Annotated in this window: 14 protein-coding genes; 11 read left to right on the top strand and 3 right to left on the bottom strand. The window is 53.2% G+C overall.

Annotated elements, in window-relative coordinates:
• The 7 genes from zapA (at position 1) to GCWU000342_RS05035 (ending at position 7,714) form a co-directional block, all read left to right on the top strand.
• On the top strand, positions 1–672 hold the full coding sequence (zapA, locus tag GCWU000342_RS09940) for a cell division protein ZapA (RefSeq protein WP_006906225.1): 672 nt from the start codon (positions 1–3) through the stop codon (positions 670–672).
• On the top strand, positions 665–2,863 hold the full coding sequence (locus GCWU000342_RS05060) for a U32 family peptidase (RefSeq protein ID WP_006906224.1): 2,199 nt from the start codon (positions 665–667) through the stop codon (positions 2,861–2,863). The genes zapA and GCWU000342_RS05060 overlap by 8 nt, the downstream gene beginning before the upstream one ends.
• Positions 2,863–4,218, top strand: a complete 1,356-nt coding sequence (locus GCWU000342_RS05055) for an FtsW/RodA/SpoVE family cell cycle protein (RefSeq protein WP_006906223.1) — start codon at positions 2,863–2,865, stop codon at positions 4,216–4,218. The genes GCWU000342_RS05060 and GCWU000342_RS05055 overlap by 1 nt, the downstream gene beginning before the upstream one ends.
• Before the next feature lie 10 nt (positions 4,219–4,228).
• Entirely contained in the window at positions 4,229–5,851 is a 1,623-nt protein-coding gene (locus GCWU000342_RS05050) for a peptidoglycan D,D-transpeptidase FtsI family protein (RefSeq protein ID WP_006906222.1), read from the top strand.
• Between the two features lie 119 nt (positions 5,852–5,970).
• Positions 5,971–6,285, top strand: coding sequence for a hypothetical protein (locus tag GCWU000342_RS05045; RefSeq protein ID WP_156784485.1), 315 nt, complete (start codon positions 5,971–5,973; stop codon positions 6,283–6,285).
• Positions 6,282–7,262: a hypothetical protein gene (locus tag GCWU000342_RS05040; RefSeq protein ID WP_006906220.1), complete on the top strand. Its 981-nt coding sequence runs from the start codon at positions 6,282–6,284 to the stop codon at positions 7,260–7,262. Before GCWU000342_RS05045 ends, GCWU000342_RS05040 begins: the two co-directional genes overlap by 4 nt.
• A gap of 11 nt (positions 7,263–7,273) precedes the next feature.
• Entirely contained in the window at positions 7,274–7,714 is a 441-nt protein-coding gene (locus tag GCWU000342_RS05035; protein ID WP_006906219.1) for a GerW family sporulation protein, read from the top strand.
• Positions 7,715–7,871: 157 nt separating this feature from the next.
• On the opposite strand, the gene GCWU000342_RS05030 is transcribed toward GCWU000342_RS05035, so the two are convergent.
• Both GCWU000342_RS05030 and rpmB read right to left on the bottom strand, forming a co-directional pair.
• The gene (locus GCWU000342_RS05030) at positions 7,872–9,974 is read right to left on the bottom strand and encodes a sodium-translocating pyrophosphatase (protein ID WP_006906218.1); all 2,103 of its coding nucleotides are present in this window, start codon (positions 9,972–9,974) and stop codon (positions 7,872–7,874) included.
• A gap of 265 nt (positions 9,975–10,239) precedes the next feature.
• On the bottom strand, positions 10,240–10,425 hold the full coding sequence (rpmB, locus tag GCWU000342_RS10175; protein ID WP_083790727.1) for a 50S ribosomal protein L28: 186 nt from the start codon (positions 10,423–10,425) through the stop codon (positions 10,240–10,242).
• A gap of 165 nt (positions 10,426–10,590) precedes the next feature.
• On the opposite strand from rpmB, the gene GCWU000342_RS05025 reads away from it, so the two are divergent.
• From GCWU000342_RS05025 to recG, 3 genes are all read left to right on the top strand, one after another.
• Entirely contained in the window at positions 10,591–10,950 is a 360-nt protein-coding gene (locus GCWU000342_RS05025) for an Asp23/Gls24 family envelope stress response protein (RefSeq protein WP_044958747.1), read from the top strand.
• Between the two features lie 18 nt (positions 10,951–10,968).
• Positions 10,969–12,624 (top strand): DAK2 domain-containing protein, encoded by a 1,656-nt coding sequence (locus tag GCWU000342_RS05020; RefSeq protein ID WP_006906214.1) that lies wholly within the window; start codon positions 10,969–10,971, stop codon positions 12,622–12,624.
• Positions 12,625–12,817: 193 nt separating this feature from the next.
• Entirely contained in the window at positions 12,818–14,911 is a 2,094-nt protein-coding gene (gene recG, locus GCWU000342_RS05015; RefSeq protein WP_278081332.1) for an ATP-dependent DNA helicase RecG, read from the top strand.
• 88 nt (positions 14,912–14,999) lie between these two features.
• On the opposite strand, the gene GCWU000342_RS05010 is transcribed toward recG, so the two are convergent.
• Positions 15,000–16,745, bottom strand: coding sequence for an Rqc2 family fibronectin-binding protein (locus GCWU000342_RS05010; RefSeq protein ID WP_045000332.1), 1,746 nt, complete (start codon positions 16,743–16,745; stop codon positions 15,000–15,002).
• A gap of 342 nt (positions 16,746–17,087) precedes the next feature.
• Between GCWU000342_RS05010 and gmk the strand changes: the two genes are divergently transcribed.
• Positions 17,088–17,732 (top strand): guanylate kinase, encoded by a 645-nt coding sequence (gene gmk / locus GCWU000342_RS05005; protein ID WP_006906209.1) that lies wholly within the window; start codon positions 17,088–17,090, stop codon positions 17,730–17,732.

The raw sequence follows: 17,732 nt of genomic DNA, 5'->3' as shown, positions 1-17,732 counted from the left end.
ATGTCTGATAAGAATGTACAGGAAGTGCTGATCGACGGGAAAATCTATCGGCTGGGCGGATATGAGTCTCAGGAGTATCTGCAGAAGGTTGGCGTCTATATCAATAATCTGCTGGATCAGATGAGGGAGATGGACTCCTGGCGCAAGCTCTCCGGAGATGAGCGCCATGTTCTGACCCAGATTAATATTGCCGACGATTACTTTAAGGCGCAGAAGAGGATCGAGGAGCTGGAGGACGAGGCGCTTGCCAAGGAGAAGGAGCTCTATGAGCTCAAACATCAGCTGGCCTCGCTTCGGGTTCAGTATGACGAGCAGGAGAGCCAGCTGGCCAAAAAGGGCCAGGAGCTTGCCGCCGCGGCCAGAACGATTCAGGAGCAGACCGAAGAACTGGGAAAAGGAATTTCCGCTGTCAAGAGAGCGACCAAAATGGCCGGAAATAAAGACAAGAGCACAGACCCTGCTAAAGGTGACGCGGACATCAAGGCAGAGCGCAAAAAAACAGGCCGCGGCGGAACAGAGACAGCCAGATTACAGGAAATTGCCGAGGATAAGAGCCTGGACGATATGCAGATGTCCTTTGATGATCTGACCGCGAATCCCGGGGCCGGCGCGCAGTCTCATGAGAGAGACACACAGGCCCGCGAGAGAAAAGCGAAGAAGAACAATGAGTGAAAAGGGTCTGGAGCTCCTCTCCCCCGCGGGAAGTCCACAGATCGCCAGGGCAGTGATCAATGCCGGAGCAAACGCCATCTATTTTGGCGGAGATCGCTTCGGGGCCAGGGCTTACGCAGCCAATTTCAGCGCGAAAGAGGGGGAGGAGATCATTCGTTACGGGCATCTTCATGGGGTGAAATCCTATCTGACCATCAATACCCTTCTTAAGAACACGGAGGTTGAGCGCAGTCTCTATGACTATGCAAAAGCCTACTATGAAGCGGGCGTGGACGGGATTTTAGTTCAGGACCTCGGAGTCTTTGGCCTGCTCAAGGACTCTTTTCCGGGACTGGGACTGCACGCCTCGACACAGATGACGGTCAGTAATATCTATGGGGCCAGGTTTCTGCAGGAGCAGGGCTTTGAGCGCCTTGTTGTCAGCCGCGAGGTCTCCATTGCGGAGATGGCCCGGATTCATGAGTCCTGTCAGGCGGACCTGGAGGCTTTCGTTCATGGGGCTCTCTGCGTCTGCTATTCGGGCCAGTGCTATATGTCATCCATGTTCGGCGGCAGAAGCGGCAATCGGGGACGCTGCGCACAGCCCTGCCGTCTGCCCTATACTCTGCTCGGCGACGATGGCAAAAGAATGCCCCTTGCCGGGCCCTATGTCCTCTCCATGAAGGATCTCTGCGGCCTGGAGGACATTCCGGCGCTGGATGCTGCCGGCGTCTACTCTCTGAAGATCGAGGGACGCATGAAGCAGATGTCTTATGCCTTGGGTGTCGTTCGTGTCTATCGATCCATGATCGATCAGTACCTGGAGAAGGGGGCCAAAAACTATCGCGTCGACCCGAAGACGGTTGAAAGACTCCTGGATCTCGGCAACCGCAAGGGCTTCACGAATGTCTGGCTGCACGAGAACAATTCCGCCGACATGCTCACATATACTGAGCCGTCTCACCAGCATAAGATCAGTCAGGTCGAGGAGGAAGAGGAGAAAAAATATCTCCTGGACGGAGAGTTGATATTAGAGGAGGGAAAAGCCCTGTATCTTCAGGCCAGTGTCCGCGGACATGCGGTTTCTTGTCAGCTTGTGGGGGAGGAGCTTGCGACAGCGGGCAGGCAGGCTGCCGAAGAGGCCTCTGTCGCCGGCAAATTTCTTCAGCTGGGAGGCACTTGCTTTATGCCCGGTGATTTTACGGTGAAGGTGATTGGCAGGCCCTTTGTGCCTGTGTCTGTTCTGAAAAAGCTCCGGCGAAGGATGCAAGGAGAGCTGGAAGAGGGACTGATCGCCGAGCAGATGGGGCAGGATTTCACGAGGGCGCAGCTGCAAAGAAGGGCCAAGCCCTTTCTTCCCCTGCCAAAGCCCGCGAGGTCAGATGGAGGCGGACAGAAATTCCTCTCTGCCTCTGTTATGGATCGAAAACAGCTTGATCAACTGATCGGCAATCAGGAAATTTCAGCCATCTACTGCCCGGCTGAGCTTATTCTCGGGATGTCTGAGGAAAGCTGTGAGCGGATGCGGATTCAGGTCAGAGAGAGCGGGCAGAAGTTCTATCTCTTCATGCCGCAGATCTTTCGCATGCAAAGCGAATCCTGGATAGAGGGGCTTTTGTCCGATCGCGCGGCTGCATGGATCGACGGCTTTATGGTCTCAAGCTTAGACGCCCTGGGATATTTGCGTGAGAGGGGAATTGACGCAGATAAGATCATTTTTGATTATCGCCTCTACACCATGAATAACCGGGCTCTTGCCCGGGCCAGATCCTGGGGCTATCATCACCTGACAGCTCCTGTGGAACTGAATCGGGCTGAGCTCATGCATCGGGATAATGAGGATGGGATCATCTGTGTTTACGGGCATTTGCCGCTTATGATCACGGCAAACTGCCTGGTCAAAGACAGTATGGGCTGTGACCACAGGGCCCATCATCTGTCTTTAGAGGATCGCAAGGGCGTTCGCATGCGGGTTTTAAACCGCTGCGACTCCTGCTACAATCTAATCTATAATCATTTGCCCACAATGCTTCTGGATCAGATTCCGGAGCTGGCCTCTTTTGGCTTCCGGGAATTCCGCCTGGATTTCAGTACAGAGAGCCCGGATCAGATGAGAAAGATCATTGCGTTTGCCTGCCGCTCTGTGAGAGGGGACAGGCTTGTCTGGAAGAAGGACTATACCAGAGGGCATTATCGCAGAGGAGTGGAGTAATGGGATATATTGTCGCATCCATTTCAAGATTTTCACTGGGACTGATGATGGTCCTCTATACCATTGAGGCCTTTCGCTCGCTCTTGATGGATACCCGGAGTCAGGAGGCCAGGCGCCTCTTTAACCGACAGACTATACTGATCTATCTGACTCTGATCAATGGCGTGATCGTTTTGTATGTGCAGCAGTTTGATTACAAGATCCTGCTGGCCAGCCTGGCTGAGTTGGGAATCATTACGGCCGCCATGATTCTATACAAGTATATCTACTCGGGAGCTTCTTACTCTCTGGTCAATCACATGTGCATGTTTTTGACCATTGGCTTTCTCATGCTGGTTCGACTCAAGTTCTCTCTGGCCAAAAAACAACTGATGTTTTGCGCGATTGCCCTGATTTTCTCGGCGATGATTCCGGTTCTCTTTGAGCGCTTTCGCTTCTTTAAGACAATCAAGTGGTTTTATGCCATCATCGGCCTGGGAATGTTAAGCGTGGTGACCCTGCTGGGAAATCGAACCTTTGGGGCCAACCTCTCAATCAGCGTTGCCGGGATTACGATTCAGCCTTCTGAGCTGGTCAAGATATTCTTCGTCTTTTTCGTCGCCAGTATGCTGCAGGTTTTGCCTCTGGAGGACAGAGATCCCTTTCGGATTCATATCCACAGGCCTGATTTCAAGATTGTCTTCATCACATCTTGCGTTGCGGCGGCGCATGTTCTGGTTCTGGTCGGGGCCAAGGACCTCGGCTCCGCGAGCATTTTCTTTCTCTGCTATCTGGCGATGCTCTATGTGGCGACAAGAAAGCCGGGCTATTTTATTCTGGGACTGGGGGCCTTTGCCCTGGCGGCTCTCGTGGGATACCGGCTCTTCCCCCATGTGCAGCAGAGAGTAGAGGCCTGGCAGAATCCGGTGAAGTCTTTCGATGGGTCAGGCTTTCAGATGAGCCAGTCCCTCTTTGCCATTGCCTCCGGTGGCTGGTTCGGGTCAGGACTTGGCCAGGGAATGCCGGATAAAATCCCGGTCGTGACCAAGGATTTTATCTTCGCGGCCATCTGTGAGGAGTTCGGCGGAATCTACGCACTCTGTCTCTTGCTCCTTTGCATTGCCTATTTTCTGGCCTTTATGCGGATTTCTCTTCGCATGAGAGATCCCTTCTACAAGATTGTTGCCTGTGGCCTGGGGGTTACCTATGCCATTCAGGTCGTTCTCATGATCGGCGGAGTCATCAAGTTCATCCCCTCGACCGGCGTCACCCTGCCCTTAGTCAGCTACGGGGGATCTTCCCTGCTCTCGACCATACTCATGATTGCTGTGATCCAGGGACTCTACTGCAGGCAGTCCGACCGGGAGCACCTGTAAGGAGGCGAATATGTCAAGAGAGAAGAATCAATTGCACAGACCGGGACTGCACAGGGCCGATCCCTCTTCGGGAAGATCAGAGGGGCGCCCCAAGGAAGAGGGCGCTCCTTCAGGCTCATACCTTCAGGCAGGAAAAGAGGGAACGGAAGGCCAGAATGCCTCAGCGGCAAATCAGGGGAGAGCCCCTCTTGCCGGGAAGACAAGCCGGCCGAAGCGCCGCCTGCGCAGAAGCAACCTGCATGCGCCGGTCATTCACAACACGGAGTTCACCGTGATTTCTTCGGTCTTTGTCGCCCTTTTTATCGCGGTAGGGGCCTATTTTATCCATTTCATGGTACAGGAGGGAGATTATTACAGAAATAACGCCTATAATCCCCGCCTCAGTGTGGCGGAGGCCAGGGTGACGAGGGGGGATATCCTCTCCTCTGACGGCAAGGTCTTAGCCAGCAGCAAGGACGGGAATCGCTCTTATCCTTTCGAGGATGTCTATGCCCATGCCGTTGGATATAACAGCAACGGCAAGGGCGGAGTCGAGCTGCAGGAGAACGATACCCTGCTCAGGTCTCATGTCTCCCCTGTCCGCCGGATCCAGAACCTTTTCGCAGGCAAGAAGGACCAGGGGGATAATGTCACCCTGACCCTGGATTCTAAGATCCAGCAGGCGGCCTATGGTGCGATCGGGAATCACAAGGGAGCGGTTGTTGTGCTGGATCCTGACACGGGAAAGATCCTGGCCATGGTCTCCAAGCCTGATTTCGACCCTAACAAGCTGGAGAAGAACTGGGACAAGCTGTCAACGGACAAGGATCAGGCAGCCCTGGTCAACCGGGCCAATCAGGGACTCTATCCCCCCGGATCTACCTTTAAGATTGTGACCAGCCTGGCTTATCTCAGACAGAACAATGGATCTGACCATAATTTTTCTTATGACTGCACGGGAACATTCAGCAAAGACGGATACACCATCCACTGTTTTGGCAATGAGAAGCACGGCCGGGAAAATCTGACCCAGGCATTCGGAAACTCCTGCAACACGGCTTTCTCGAATGTGGGCCTGTCCTTAAACTATGAGCAGTGGAAGCAGACGGCGGGGGATATGCTTTTTGATACGAATCTGCCGACAGACTTAAGTAACAGCGCGACCAGTAAGTTTCAGCTGGCAAAAAGCGACGGAGCCGCGGCAATCATGCAGACAGCAATCGGCCAGGGAAATACGCTTGTGACGCCCATTCACATGGCGATGCTGGCTTCTGCGGTCGCTAACGGCGGAAAGTTGATGCGAACCTATATCAAGGACAAGGTGACTTCCGAGGACGGATTGCCGGTTTATTCCGCGGAGGCCCGACAGGCAGGTCAGCTCATGACTTCAGCCGAGGCAGATCAGCTGAAAAGCTATATGCGGTATGTTGTGACCAACGGAACAGCCAGGTCGATCAACAGCAAAAGCTATACCATCTATGGAAAGACGGGCACGGCGGAGTATAATAGTGAGAAGGACTCTCACTCCTGGTTCGTTGGATTTGCGGAGCAGGATCAGAAGAAGGTAGCTGTTGCCGTGATCCTCGAGGAGGTCGGCGGGACATCGACCTCGGCAACATCCGCGGCGGGGGCCGTTTTCAAGGCCTGTTTCTGATCACTGTGAATTCTGATCCTTGTGCGTAAAGAAGCTCTGACTGGAGTGGAGAGTCAGTCGGTTCTAATCCAATGGAGCTTGAAAGTAAGAGATGTTTCCCGGCAAAGGGGGAGGGACAAGTGCATATTTTAAAAGAGATATACCGCAGTCCCGATCTGGTCGGGGTCAAACGGGTCACAGTCCTGCAGAGATTAAAGCATCATCGGCTGAAGCCCTATTACTTTGTTCTGTTAGACTGTCCCTCGACAGAAAACCAGCTTGAGATTTACAGTGGGCTGGAGTGGAACCGGGGGCGTTTTGATGACCGACGTGTCCTTGGCCTGGCCAGTAATTTCATCAGCGCCAGACTCCTGATCCTTGGCATGGTGAAAGAGAGTCTTTCTATGGGATACGAGGGGGACCTGAAGAGATTGTTCGAGGAGGAGAGATTATGATATTACTTCTCATCCTCAAGTGGACAGGAATCATCCTTCTGGCGCTTCTTCTCTTTCTTTTCGCCTGTCTGCTCTATCTGGTCATTTTCCCCATGCATATTCGGGCGAGCGGCGAGGGAGACAGCAGAGATAAGAGCCTGGATCTGCGCCTGTCGGTCAGGGGATTTCTCTATTTTCTGGGGCTGGACCTGGTTCGCGCGACGGGAGAAGAGGAGGCGAGCATACGGGTCAGTCTTCTCTGGGGTCTGCTCACTCTCTACCAGAGGCCCAAGGCCGTCAGACGAAAAGAGCCCGGGGAACAAAATCCTGTGGACAAGGTATTAACGGAGAGAGTTACAGGGCAGACGAGCCGGCTGAGCCAGGAGGCCGGAAAGCCGCAGAAAAAAGAGGCGAAGAGGCAGTCGTCCCGGGATGCCGGGAATACAGAAATTCAGAAGAAGCAGGAGATAAAGGAAGAGATCAGCCAGCCGGTTCGAAATATTGGGAATATAGAATCCCAAAAGAAGCTGAGAAAAAAGACAGGAAGCCGGAGAAAAGAGTCCGGGCAGAAGGAGAGCATATCTGATTCTGGCGCCCATTCAGGAAAAGGAAAGGATGCGGCAAAGAAGATACGAAGTATTCTCAGCTTTATCCGCCAGGAAGAGAGCAAGAAGAGCCTGAAATTTCTCTGGAAGAGATTGAAAAAACTCCTTCGCGGTTTTCATCTTAGCCTGAGAGATACGCGGGTCGCTTTTGATCTGGATGATCCGCAGAATACGGCCTACCTCGCCGGCCTGCTCAGCCTCTTGCCGGTGATTTACCAGAAGAACGTGTCGATCCGCCCGGATTTTGTCAGTGAGGAGATCTATCTTTCCGGTGTGTTTTGCCTGCGAATGCGCCTGGCCCTGCGCAGTTTTCTCTGGGCCGCAATACGAATCTTCTTGAATCGGGATTGCCGTAAGTCGTATTATAGGATCAAGGAAATACTGGATGAGTAAAGGAGACAGCAATGGCAGCTAATGAAGGTATTAAATCCTCTGTGGCCAGTATGATCAATGGCCTGGATCAGTTCGTTTCTTCCAAGACGGTTGTGGGCGACCCCATCCACATTGATGACACGATTATTATTCCCCTTGTGTCTGTCTCCTTTGGAATGGGGGCCGGTTCTATGGGACCCAAGGATTACCAGGCAGGAGGCATGGGAGGACGTGTCTCTCCGAATTCAGTGATTGTCATTCATAATGGCATCACCCGCTTGATTAACATATCGACGCATAGCGGAATGGACCGCATTCTGGACATGGTTCCCGATTTCGTCGACCGCTTTACAACAGCCAGAGCTGACAAGAAAGAAAAACAGGACAGACAGGACAAAAGTCTGTCTGAGACGGCCAGAGACAAGGCGGCCGAGGCGATCCGCCAGAAAGTCTCACAGAAGGACCAGAAATAAGAAGGAATTTCCAACAAGGCTCCTCACGTAAGAGAAAGCACCCTGACAGCGGTTTGGTTTCCGCTGTCCGGGTGCTTTTTACAATAACAGAGAGAATGATCACTGTAAGGAATCACATGAGTATATGTCGGACAGACACAGGTTCCACTGAGAGAAATCACATGAAGAAGCCGGTCAGATGGAAGGCGACGATCAGTCCGGAGAAGACGATGGAAATCGTAGAGCAGAGCTTGATCAGAATGTTCAGAGACGGACCGGAGGTGTCCTTGAAGGGGTCACCCACGGTATCCCCGACAACGGCCGCCTTGTGGCTCTCGGACCCCTTGCCTCCGAAGTTGCCCTTCTCAATGTACTTTTTGGCATTATCCCAGGCGCCTCCGGCATTGCTCATAAATACGGCCATGGCAAAGCCTGTGACAGAGACTCCGCCAAGGAGTCCTACGACACCCTCGCAGCCCAGGATCAGGCCAGTGAGGATGGGAACAATGATTGCCAGAAGCGCGGGAATGACCATCTGGCGAAGGGCGCCCCTGGTGCAGATAGCAACACATCTGGCGTAGTCCGGATCCGCAGTCCCTTCCATGATTCCCTTGATCTGGCGGAACTGACGCCGTACTTCGCTGACGATGCTCTGGGCGGATATCTGGACGGCGCTCATGGTATAGGAAGCGAAGACGAAGGTCAGCATGGCGCCGACAAAGAGACCGACGAGTACCTGGGGGTTGGTCAGAGAGAGATCCATCAGCTTTTTCCCCGCGGCGGCGAGCTTGTTGTCGGCAATGGAGACGTAAGATACCAGCAGGGCTAGCGCTGTCAGAGAGGCGGAACCGATGGCAAAACCCTTGCCGGTAGCGGCCGTTGTGTTGCCGAGAGAGTCCAGAGCATCCGTGCGCTCACGAACGACTTCCGGAAGACCGGACATCTCAGCGATGCCACCCGCGTTGTCTGCTACAGGACCATAGGCATCGGTCGCCAGCGTGATGCCCAGCGTTGAGAGCATGCCGACTGCGGCGATACCGATTCCATAAAGGCCCTGATTATAGTTGCCGTACCCGCCGGCCGCGATAAAGGAGATGATAACCGCTGCTGCGACAATCAGGATGGAGGACATTGTGGACTTGAGGCCGAGGGAGATACCGCCGATAATCAGCGGTCCGGTGCCGCTCTGAGCGGAAGCGGAGAGCTCCTGCGTGGGCTTGTAGCTATCGGATGTATAGTATTCGGTGAAGTAGCCGATTGCTGTTCCTCCGGCGAGTCCGCACAGAATCGATACATAGACGCCCATATTCCCAAGGATCACATAGGTAAGGGGCGCGGCGAAGAGCGCTGCCAGGATTGCCGCGGAGTAGGTTCCTTTGCGAAGGGAGCCCAGCAGAGCCTTCTGGTCTGTATTTTCATCCGTTCGAACTAAAAAGGTCCCGAGAACGGAGCAGAGGATGCCGGTCACTGCTAGAGCCATGGGAAGGAGCATCCCCCGGTAGCCATAGCCGGCCAGGGGGCCGAGAGAAAAGGTCGCGAGAATGGAACCGACGTAGGACTCGTAGAGATCGGCTCCCATGCCAGCGACATCGCCGACGTTATCGCCGACATTGTCAGCGATGGTAGCGGGGTTGCGGGGGTCGTCTTCCGGGATGCCCGCCTCAACCTTGCCCACCAGGTCGGCTCCGACATCGGCGGCTTTGGTGTAGATGCCGCCGCCGACACGGGCGAATAGAGCCATGAAAGAAGCTCCCATCCCGTTCATAACCATGATGTTTCCAAGATCCGTCGGGTCAGAGATTCCGAAGATAAAACGCAGTAAAAAGAACCAGCAGGAGATATCCAGTATGCCGAGTCCGACGACGGTAAAGCCCATGACGGAACCGGAGGCAAAGGCGACACGAAGACCCCGGTTGAGACTTTTTGACGCCGCGCTGGCAGTGCGGGAATTGGCCTGGGTAGAGATTTTCATTCCGATATATCCGGCCAGCATGGAGAAAATGCCGCCTGAGAGAAATGCGAATGGAGTGAATTTGGAGAGCATAGACCCATTGGTTCCAAAGGCCATGAGCAAGAGGATGACAAAGACGATCGCGAAGATTCTGGCGACGGTGGCGTATTGCTGTTTCAGATAGGCGTTCGCGCCCTCGCGGATCGCGGACGCGATTTTCCTCATCCGGTCATTGCCCTCCGGGCAGGCCATAACGACAAGGCGGCGACTCTGCGCAAAGAGCAGGGCGACAAGTGCTCCGATAAATCCAATCAGGAAAAACAGTTCCATATGCAGACCCTCCTTATTATATTATGAACAACTGCTTCTGCCCGCGATACACGCGATACAGCAGAAGCTACTGCCTGTATAAAATGATACTGGCTGCAAAAGGAGATGGCAAGATGCTCATTAAATGTAAAAAAAAGAAAGATGATCTTTGAAAGTCACTGAAAGTAAAAATAAAAGATTGGCATCGAGAGTAAAAAGGATGGTCGCAGAAAGTAAAAAAAGACCCGCGAATTTCTTCGCGGGTCATAAATCCGAAGGAATGATTTTATGCGCGTTCAACTGCACCGGAACGCAGGCATGAAGTACAGACATAAGCCTTCTTCGGGGTACCGTTCTCAATAATGCGAACAGACTTGACATTGGATTTCCACATTCTGTTTGATCTTTTATGAGAATGGCTCACTTTAATACCAAAATGAGCGCCCTTACCACAAACTGCACACTTTGCCATCGTCAGACACCTCCTTAAATTAAGATTATTTGCCCTCAGTGGCAAATCACAACATTGATAATATAGCAGAGTGCCAGGGCAAAAGCAAGGAAAATCCCTTTGTATTTTCCGGGGAATCCGATATAATTGCATGTGAAAATGTCTGTTCAGAATGGAGGTGCCTGTATGCAAGGTGCAATGTCTACCGGACTCGGCAAGATAGAGATTAATCCGGATGTGATCGCGACATATGCCGGCTCTATCGCGGTGGAGTGCTTTGGTATCGTGGGTATGGCAGCCGTCAATATGATGGACGGACTGACGCGCCTGCTCAAGAAGGATTACCTGAATCGAGGCATCAATGTCGCAATTGATGACAAGAGCGAGATCACTTTGGATTTCCATGTCATCGTGGCATATGGCGTCGGGATCAGTACCGTCTGCCGCAACCTCAAGGACACGGTAAAATATCAGGTAGAGGCCTTTACCGGAATGAAGGTAAAAGAAATCAATATCTTCGTCGAGGGTGTTCGCGTTACCGATTAAGGAGGAACTCAGGTGGAAATGAAGACGATCAACGCCAGGCTTCTTGCAAAGGCATTTCTCGGTGCGTCAACCAACCTTGACAATCACAAGGAATGGATCAATGAGCTGAATGTGTTCCCTGTCCCGGATGGTGATACCGGAACGAATATGACGGCTACGATTGCGTCAGCCGCGCATGCGGTAGAAGAACTCGGCAGCGAAGCTGCCATGAAGGATATCTGCAAGGCCATCTCCTCCGGTTCCCTCCGGGGCGCCAGGGGTAATTCCGGCGTTATTTTATCCCAGCTCTTTCGAGGCTTCTGCAAGATCAGCAGGGACTATTCCGAACTCAATGTTCAGATCCTCTGCGAGGCCATGCAAAGAGCCTGTGAGACCGCTTATAAAGCTGTGATGAAGCCAAAGGAGGGTACGATTCTCACCGTGGCGAGAGCCGCCGCTGACAAGGCCCTTGAGATGGCGGCGCAGACGGACGACGTTCTGGTATTTTCCGACGCTGTCATCAAGGAAGCCGAACGTGTTCTGGCCCAGACCCCGGATATGCTTCCCGTCTTAAAACAGGCCGGTGTTGTCGATTCCGGCGGACAGGGCCTGATCGAGGTCTTAAAAGGCGCCTTTATTGTTCTCTCAGGAGGTGAAGTAGAGGCGAAGGCCGTTGAGATTCAGACGGAGGCGGCCTATGCCTATCGCCTTCGCTTCAAGGTCGTCTCTGCCATGCTTGTCACAGGCGATCAGGTTTCTGACCTGAGGCATAAGATCATGAAGGGCAGGGAATGCCAGGTGACCGGCAATGCCAATTCCATTTCTGTTGAAATCGAATGTGATGATCCCGGTCAGGTGATCTCGATTGCCATGGATTACGGTGTCCTGCATCAGGTTCATCTGCACTCCAATCCCAACTCCAAGACAGTTCAGGCCAGGGAGGGGAAAGAGGCTCTGACAGAGCAGGCTTCTTCGGAGAGAGCCGAAGAGGAGAAAAAAGAGTCTTCTTGCAGTGAATCATCGGCTGAATCGGCCAAAGAAATCGCCTTTGTTGCCGTCTCTGTCGGAGAGGGAATGAATGATGTCTTCCGCCAGCTGGGCTGCGACCACATCATCACCGGAGGGCAGACCATGAATCCCTCTACGGAGGATATTCTCTCCGCGATCGAGAAGACCAATGCCAGAAATATTATCGTTCTTCCCAATAACAAGAACATTATCATGGCCGCGAAGCAGGCGGCAGATTTGACCGAGGACAAGAGGGTTGTCGTCATTCCCACGAAGACGGTTCCACAGGGAATTACGGCTATGATCAACTTTATTCCGGATCAGTCTCTGGAGGATAATCAGAACCGCATGATGGAAGAGATCGCTCTGGTTAAGACCGGGCAGATCACCTATGCGGTCCGGGATACTCTGATTGACAATAAGCAGATCCACCAGGGAGACTTTATGGGGATCGGAGATGATGGAATCATTTCCGTTGACGCGGATCTGAACCGGGCCTTTCATCAGATGATCGACGCCATGGTGGATGAAGAGTCCTCAATCATCAGCATCTATTTTGGACAGGATGCCAGTGAAGAGGACGCCAATGCCCTTGCCGAGCAGACGCGCCAGCGTCATCCCCAGGTCGAAGTCGAGGTCCAGAACGGCGGGCAGCCTGTATACTGCTATGTGGTCAGTGTCGAGTGAGACCTTCCTCAGACAGAAATGGGTATTACAGTGTCGCGTGAGTCCTTCCCTGGACAGAAATAAGTAATACAGAGCCGACCGGCATATATCGCGTTTTTTACCTTCTGTGCATCCGCGGTGTATGTCGGCCGGCTCTTTTTAATCATTGATTTCGTCTCTGAGAGAAAAATGCCAATGATATGCCAATAATTTATTGAAGAAAAACGCAGACAGGACAAAAAAGCGGAGAGACAGAATGGATTACATGGAAAGACTCCGTGACCTTAAGGGGATCGGGGAGAAGACAGAGAAACTCTACCAAAAACTGGATATCTACACGGTGGGCGACCTTCTCTTGCACTACCCGAGGTCCTATCAGGTCTATCCGCCCCTGTCCAATTACGGGGACTTAAAGCCCGGCGCGTCCGTCGCTCTTTTGGCCAGGCTCAAGAGTCCGGCCAAAGTCAGGAAGGGGCGGCGCATGGATGTGACTCTTGCGACCGCCTTTTTCGGGGATCGGTCTCTGGACCTGGTCTGGTTTCGCATGCCCTATATCCGAAGTCAGCTCGCGGTCGGAGAGGCCTATGTCTTCTATGGAAAACTGGAAGCGGAGGGGGAAAGGCTCAAAATATCCCAGGCTCAGATCTACAGTCCGGACGAGTACAGTGCCCTTATGCAGCAGCCACAGCCGGTTTACAGTCTGACCGGCGGGCTGACCAATAACAACGTCAAGAAGGCGGTTCAAACCGTCTTTGACAGTGGTATCCGCCTGGGAGAATATCTCCCGCAGGAGATTCTGGAAGGCAATCAGCTGGCCTCCTATGAGTGGGCATTAAAGCAGATTCACTTTCCCATCGATTTTGATCATCTGCTGCGAGCCAGGAAGCGCCTGGTCTACGACGAGTTCTTTTTCTTCCTTCTGGAGCTGGGGAGAAACCGCCTGGATGAGGCCCCGGAAGAAAACCGGCATCCGATCACAGAGACGGCCCAGATGGAAGATGTCAAGGAAAGACTGCCTTTTGACCTGACTCCCGGACAGAAGAAGGCTCTGGCTGATATTCTGGGAGACCTCTCAGCGCCCCTGGTCAGTCAGAGGCTGATTCAGGGCGATGTGGGGAGCGGTAAGACGATCGTGGCCTTTCTGGCGATGCTGGCCTGCCTGGAGAATGGCTTTCAGGCTGTCATTATGGCCCCGACCGAGGTCCTGGCAAGACAGCACGAAAAAGAGTTTATCAGACTCTGCCAGGAGTATGCGCTGCCCTACTCTGTGGTATGTTTGACCGGCGCGTCGACAGCCAAAGAGAAGAGGGAAATCCAGTCCAGGATCTCAGAGGAGGATGCCCTTTTTATCGTCGGAACACACGCCCTGATTCAGGAAACGGTCGAATTCAGGGATCTGGCTCTGGTGGTGACGGACGAGCAGCACCGCTTCGGGGTCAGACAGAGAAAGATCCTCGCCTCCAAGGGTCAGTCGCCCAATGTTCTTGTCATGTCCGCGACCCCCATTCCCAGAACCTTGGCCATGATTCTCTATGGAGATATGAATCTGTCTGTGATACGGGAGCTGCCCTCTGGCCGCAGGAAGATCAAGAACGCCATCATTCGCTCGGATAAAAAGAAAAGCGCCTGGCAGTTTGTGGCCAGAGAGGTTCTGGCCGGCCGCCAGGCCTATGTGATCTGCCCTCTGATAGAGGCCTCCGATGTCAGCGAGGATGAAAATGTCATGGACTATGCGCAGGCACTGAAGGATTTCTACGGGGATCAGATCACCGTCGGTCTTTTGCACGGGCGCATGAAGTCCAAAGACAAGGACAAGGTGATGGAGGACTTCGCCTCCGGCAAGATTCAGGTCCTGGTTTCCACGACGGTTGTCGAGGTTGGTGTCAATGTGCCCAATGCCAGCGTTATGCTTATTGAAAATGCCAACCGCTTCGGGCTGGCCCAACTCCATCAGCTCAGGGGCCGCGTGGGAAGAGGAGCGGATCAGGCCTACTGCATTTTCATTGATTCCTCGGATTCAGAGGAGATCTCCAGGCGCCTGGAGATTCTGGTGCACTCCAATGACGGCTTTGCCATCGCCTCAGAGGATCTGAAGCTGCGCGGCCCGGGCGACTTCTTCGGAATTCGACAGTCCGGAGACCTGGACTTTAAGATCGCGGACATCTACCAGGACGCCGATGTCCTGCAGATGGCTTCCGAGGACAGCAAGGAAATCCTGGAGGCAGATCCCAGGCTGGTCTTTGAGGAGCACGCGGGGATTCGCAGCTTTTTAGAGCGCAGACGGCAGGAGGTCTACACGAACCTGTAAGGGAAGGAAGTCTGCACGAATCCGCAGGGAAAGGGGAAAAGAAGAATCTCATGAGGCCGATTCAAGTTTTTCCCCGGAAAAGATCCCTTCAATCGACAAGCCTGGCGCCCTCTGTGGAGGGCCTTGCTAAAAGGGAGTAGTTGCTGTAGTAGACGACGAAGCCGGCAACAGCTCCGGCAGGCTTTTTGACCTTCTTCTTCTGCAGGTAGTCGACCTCGACGCTTCCGGACTCCCGTCCCTGGGAGTAATAGGCGGCCAGGGAGGCGGCAATTTCGTAGACCTGGTCGGGCATTTCTCCTCCGGCAGGGTTCTTGACAATGACGTGGGAGCCGTGGATTTTCTTGGCGTGGAACCACCAGTCGTTGCCCGTGGCCACCTTAAAGGTCAGATAGTCGTTTTGCTCGTTGTTCTTGCCCACATAGATGTCATAGCCGTCCTCCGTCACATAGTGCAGGGGCTTGCTCTTTCCTTGGATTTTCTTGCCATTGCCCCTCTTTTTGATGTAGCCGTATCGGATCATTTCCTGATGGACGGCCTCCAGGTCAGCGCTGTTTTCGGCCAGATCCAGGGCAGTCAGCATGGATTCCAGATGGGCGATGGCCAAAGAGGTCTCCTCGATCAAGCGGAGGGAGGCCTCTTTGGTTCGCTTCAGCTTCTCGTAGCGAGCGAAGCACCTGGCGGCATTCTCCTGCGCGGACAAAAGAGGATCCAAAGGGATGACAATCTCTTTGTTGTCGTAGTAGTTGACGCAGGTTAAAGACCTGTCGCCCGGTCTGGCACTGCAACCGTAAGTGTGCAGCAGCTCGCCCCGGATGCGGTAGAGGTCCATCTTTTCAGTGTCTTTGAGCTGCTTCTTTTGGATGGCCTCCTTCTTGCGGTTGCGGTCCAGGAGAGTGGTCAGAAGATGCCTGAGATCCGAGGATTTCTGCTGCATGTTGGTCGCCTTGTTGCGGCCCGCGTAGTAGTCGACCAAAAGGCGGGAGATAGACTCGTATCTGACCAGTGTATCCTTTGGATAAAAGCTGATGCAAAAGGCGGCGTATTCCCTGGGGGCGCCGCTTTTCGCATCCCTGATCAGACAGGGGCTAAAGCGCTCCTGGCCAAGGTCGGTCATCATGCGGTCAAACGCGCCGTAGAGCTGGATCTGCTGGATTTCTGTCAGCTCCGCGCTGCTGTTGGCTGAGGACAGTCCCGCCCGGCAGAGGATCTCATTGGCGATGACCGGAGAAAAACCCGTATAGGCGGAGTAGATGGCTTTGACCAGAGGCCTGGGCGAGGAGAAGACAGCGGAGATGAATTCCTCCTGACTGCTGTTTAGAGGGTTGTGTCTTCCCTCCTGAGCGGGAATGAAATAATCTCGTCCCGGCAGAACCTCTCGGACTGAGGAGAGGGAGAAGGGGACGCGCTTGATGGCATCGATGATCTTATCCTCCTGATCGCAGAAGATGATATTGGAGTGCTTTCCCATAATTTCAATGTAGAGCTGCTTCTCGGCGGGGTCGCCCAGCTCATCCATATGGCGGACGCGGATGCGGATGACGCGCTCGAAGCCGATTTGCTCAATAGAAGAAATATGTCCGCCCTGAATGTGCTTGCGAAGGAGCATGCAGAAGACAGGGGCGGTCAGAGGGGCGGTCTTATTCTCCTCGGTCAGATAGATAAGGGGAAGAGAGGCGTTGGCCGATATCAGAAGACGGCGGTTGCCTGCGGCTGTCTTGATGGTCAGCTGAAGCTCTAAGGCCTCCGGCTGGGCGATTTTTGAGATGCGTCCACCCGTGAGCTCTCGATTCAGTTCTGATACCAGGCAGTGGATGCTGGATCCGTCGAATGCCATAGAATCACCCTGCTTTCTGTGTAAATCGCGACAAGAGAATGTCTGCGAGATATTTTAACGTTTGATATTGCTATATTATGCTTGATTTTTGCTCTATTATAAAGAAAATTCACTTCAACAAAGGAAATTCACTTCAGCAATGGAGTTATGATTCGACTTGAAAAATGAGAGATGATGAGGGAACTGTCCGTGCGGGCTATGACGGGCTTTGATTCGATCCCGCACGGGTTTGACGGAGCTTGTTTCCTAGAATATAATAAATTGAATTATTTCTGTCTGTTGAGCAGGTTCAGATGTCGATGCGCAGCATATCGATGTGGCATATAGATTAAGGAGTGGCAGATGTTAGAGAAAGACAGCGGAATGGTGATCGTTCTCTCAGGGTTTTCAGGAGCGGGGAAGGGGACGATTATGAAGCACCTCATGAGTCGTCACCCGGATACCTACCATTTGTCTATCTCAGCGACGACCAGAGGGATTCGGGACGGAGAAGAGGATGGACGGGAATACTTTTTCAAGAGCAAAGAGTCCTTTGAGCAGATGATTGCGGCCGGAGAACTGCTGGAATACGCCAACTTTAACGGCAACTATTACGGTACGCCCAGGGCATATGTGCAGGAAGAGATCGCGGCCGGCAGGGATATCATTTTAGAGATCGAGGTTCAGGGCGCTCTGCAGGTAAAGAAGATCTTCCCTGAGGCCCTCCTCCTCTTCGTGACGCCGCCTTCCGCCGAGGCGCTTAGAGATCGTCTTTTGGGCAGGGGAACCGAGAGCGAAGAGGTTGTGGCTCAGAGGCTGGCAATTTCCGCCAGAGAGTCCAGACTCATGAACGAATATGACTACCTGGTAATCAATGATAAGATCGAGGACTCTGTCGCTCAGGTTCACTCGATCATTCAGAGTGAACACAATCATACATTCCGCAGAAGAGGGGCGATTGCCCGGATTCAGAGAGAACTTCAGGTCTTCGCGAAAGGAGAAGAGTAA

Source organism: Shuttleworthella satelles DSM 14600 (assembly GCF_000160115.1).
GTDB lineage: Bacteria > Bacillota > Clostridia > Lachnospirales > Lachnospiraceae > Shuttleworthia > Shuttleworthia satelles.
The sequence above is the reverse complement of the archived record's forward strand: the minus strand, read 5'-3'. Positions and strand labels throughout refer to the sequence as shown.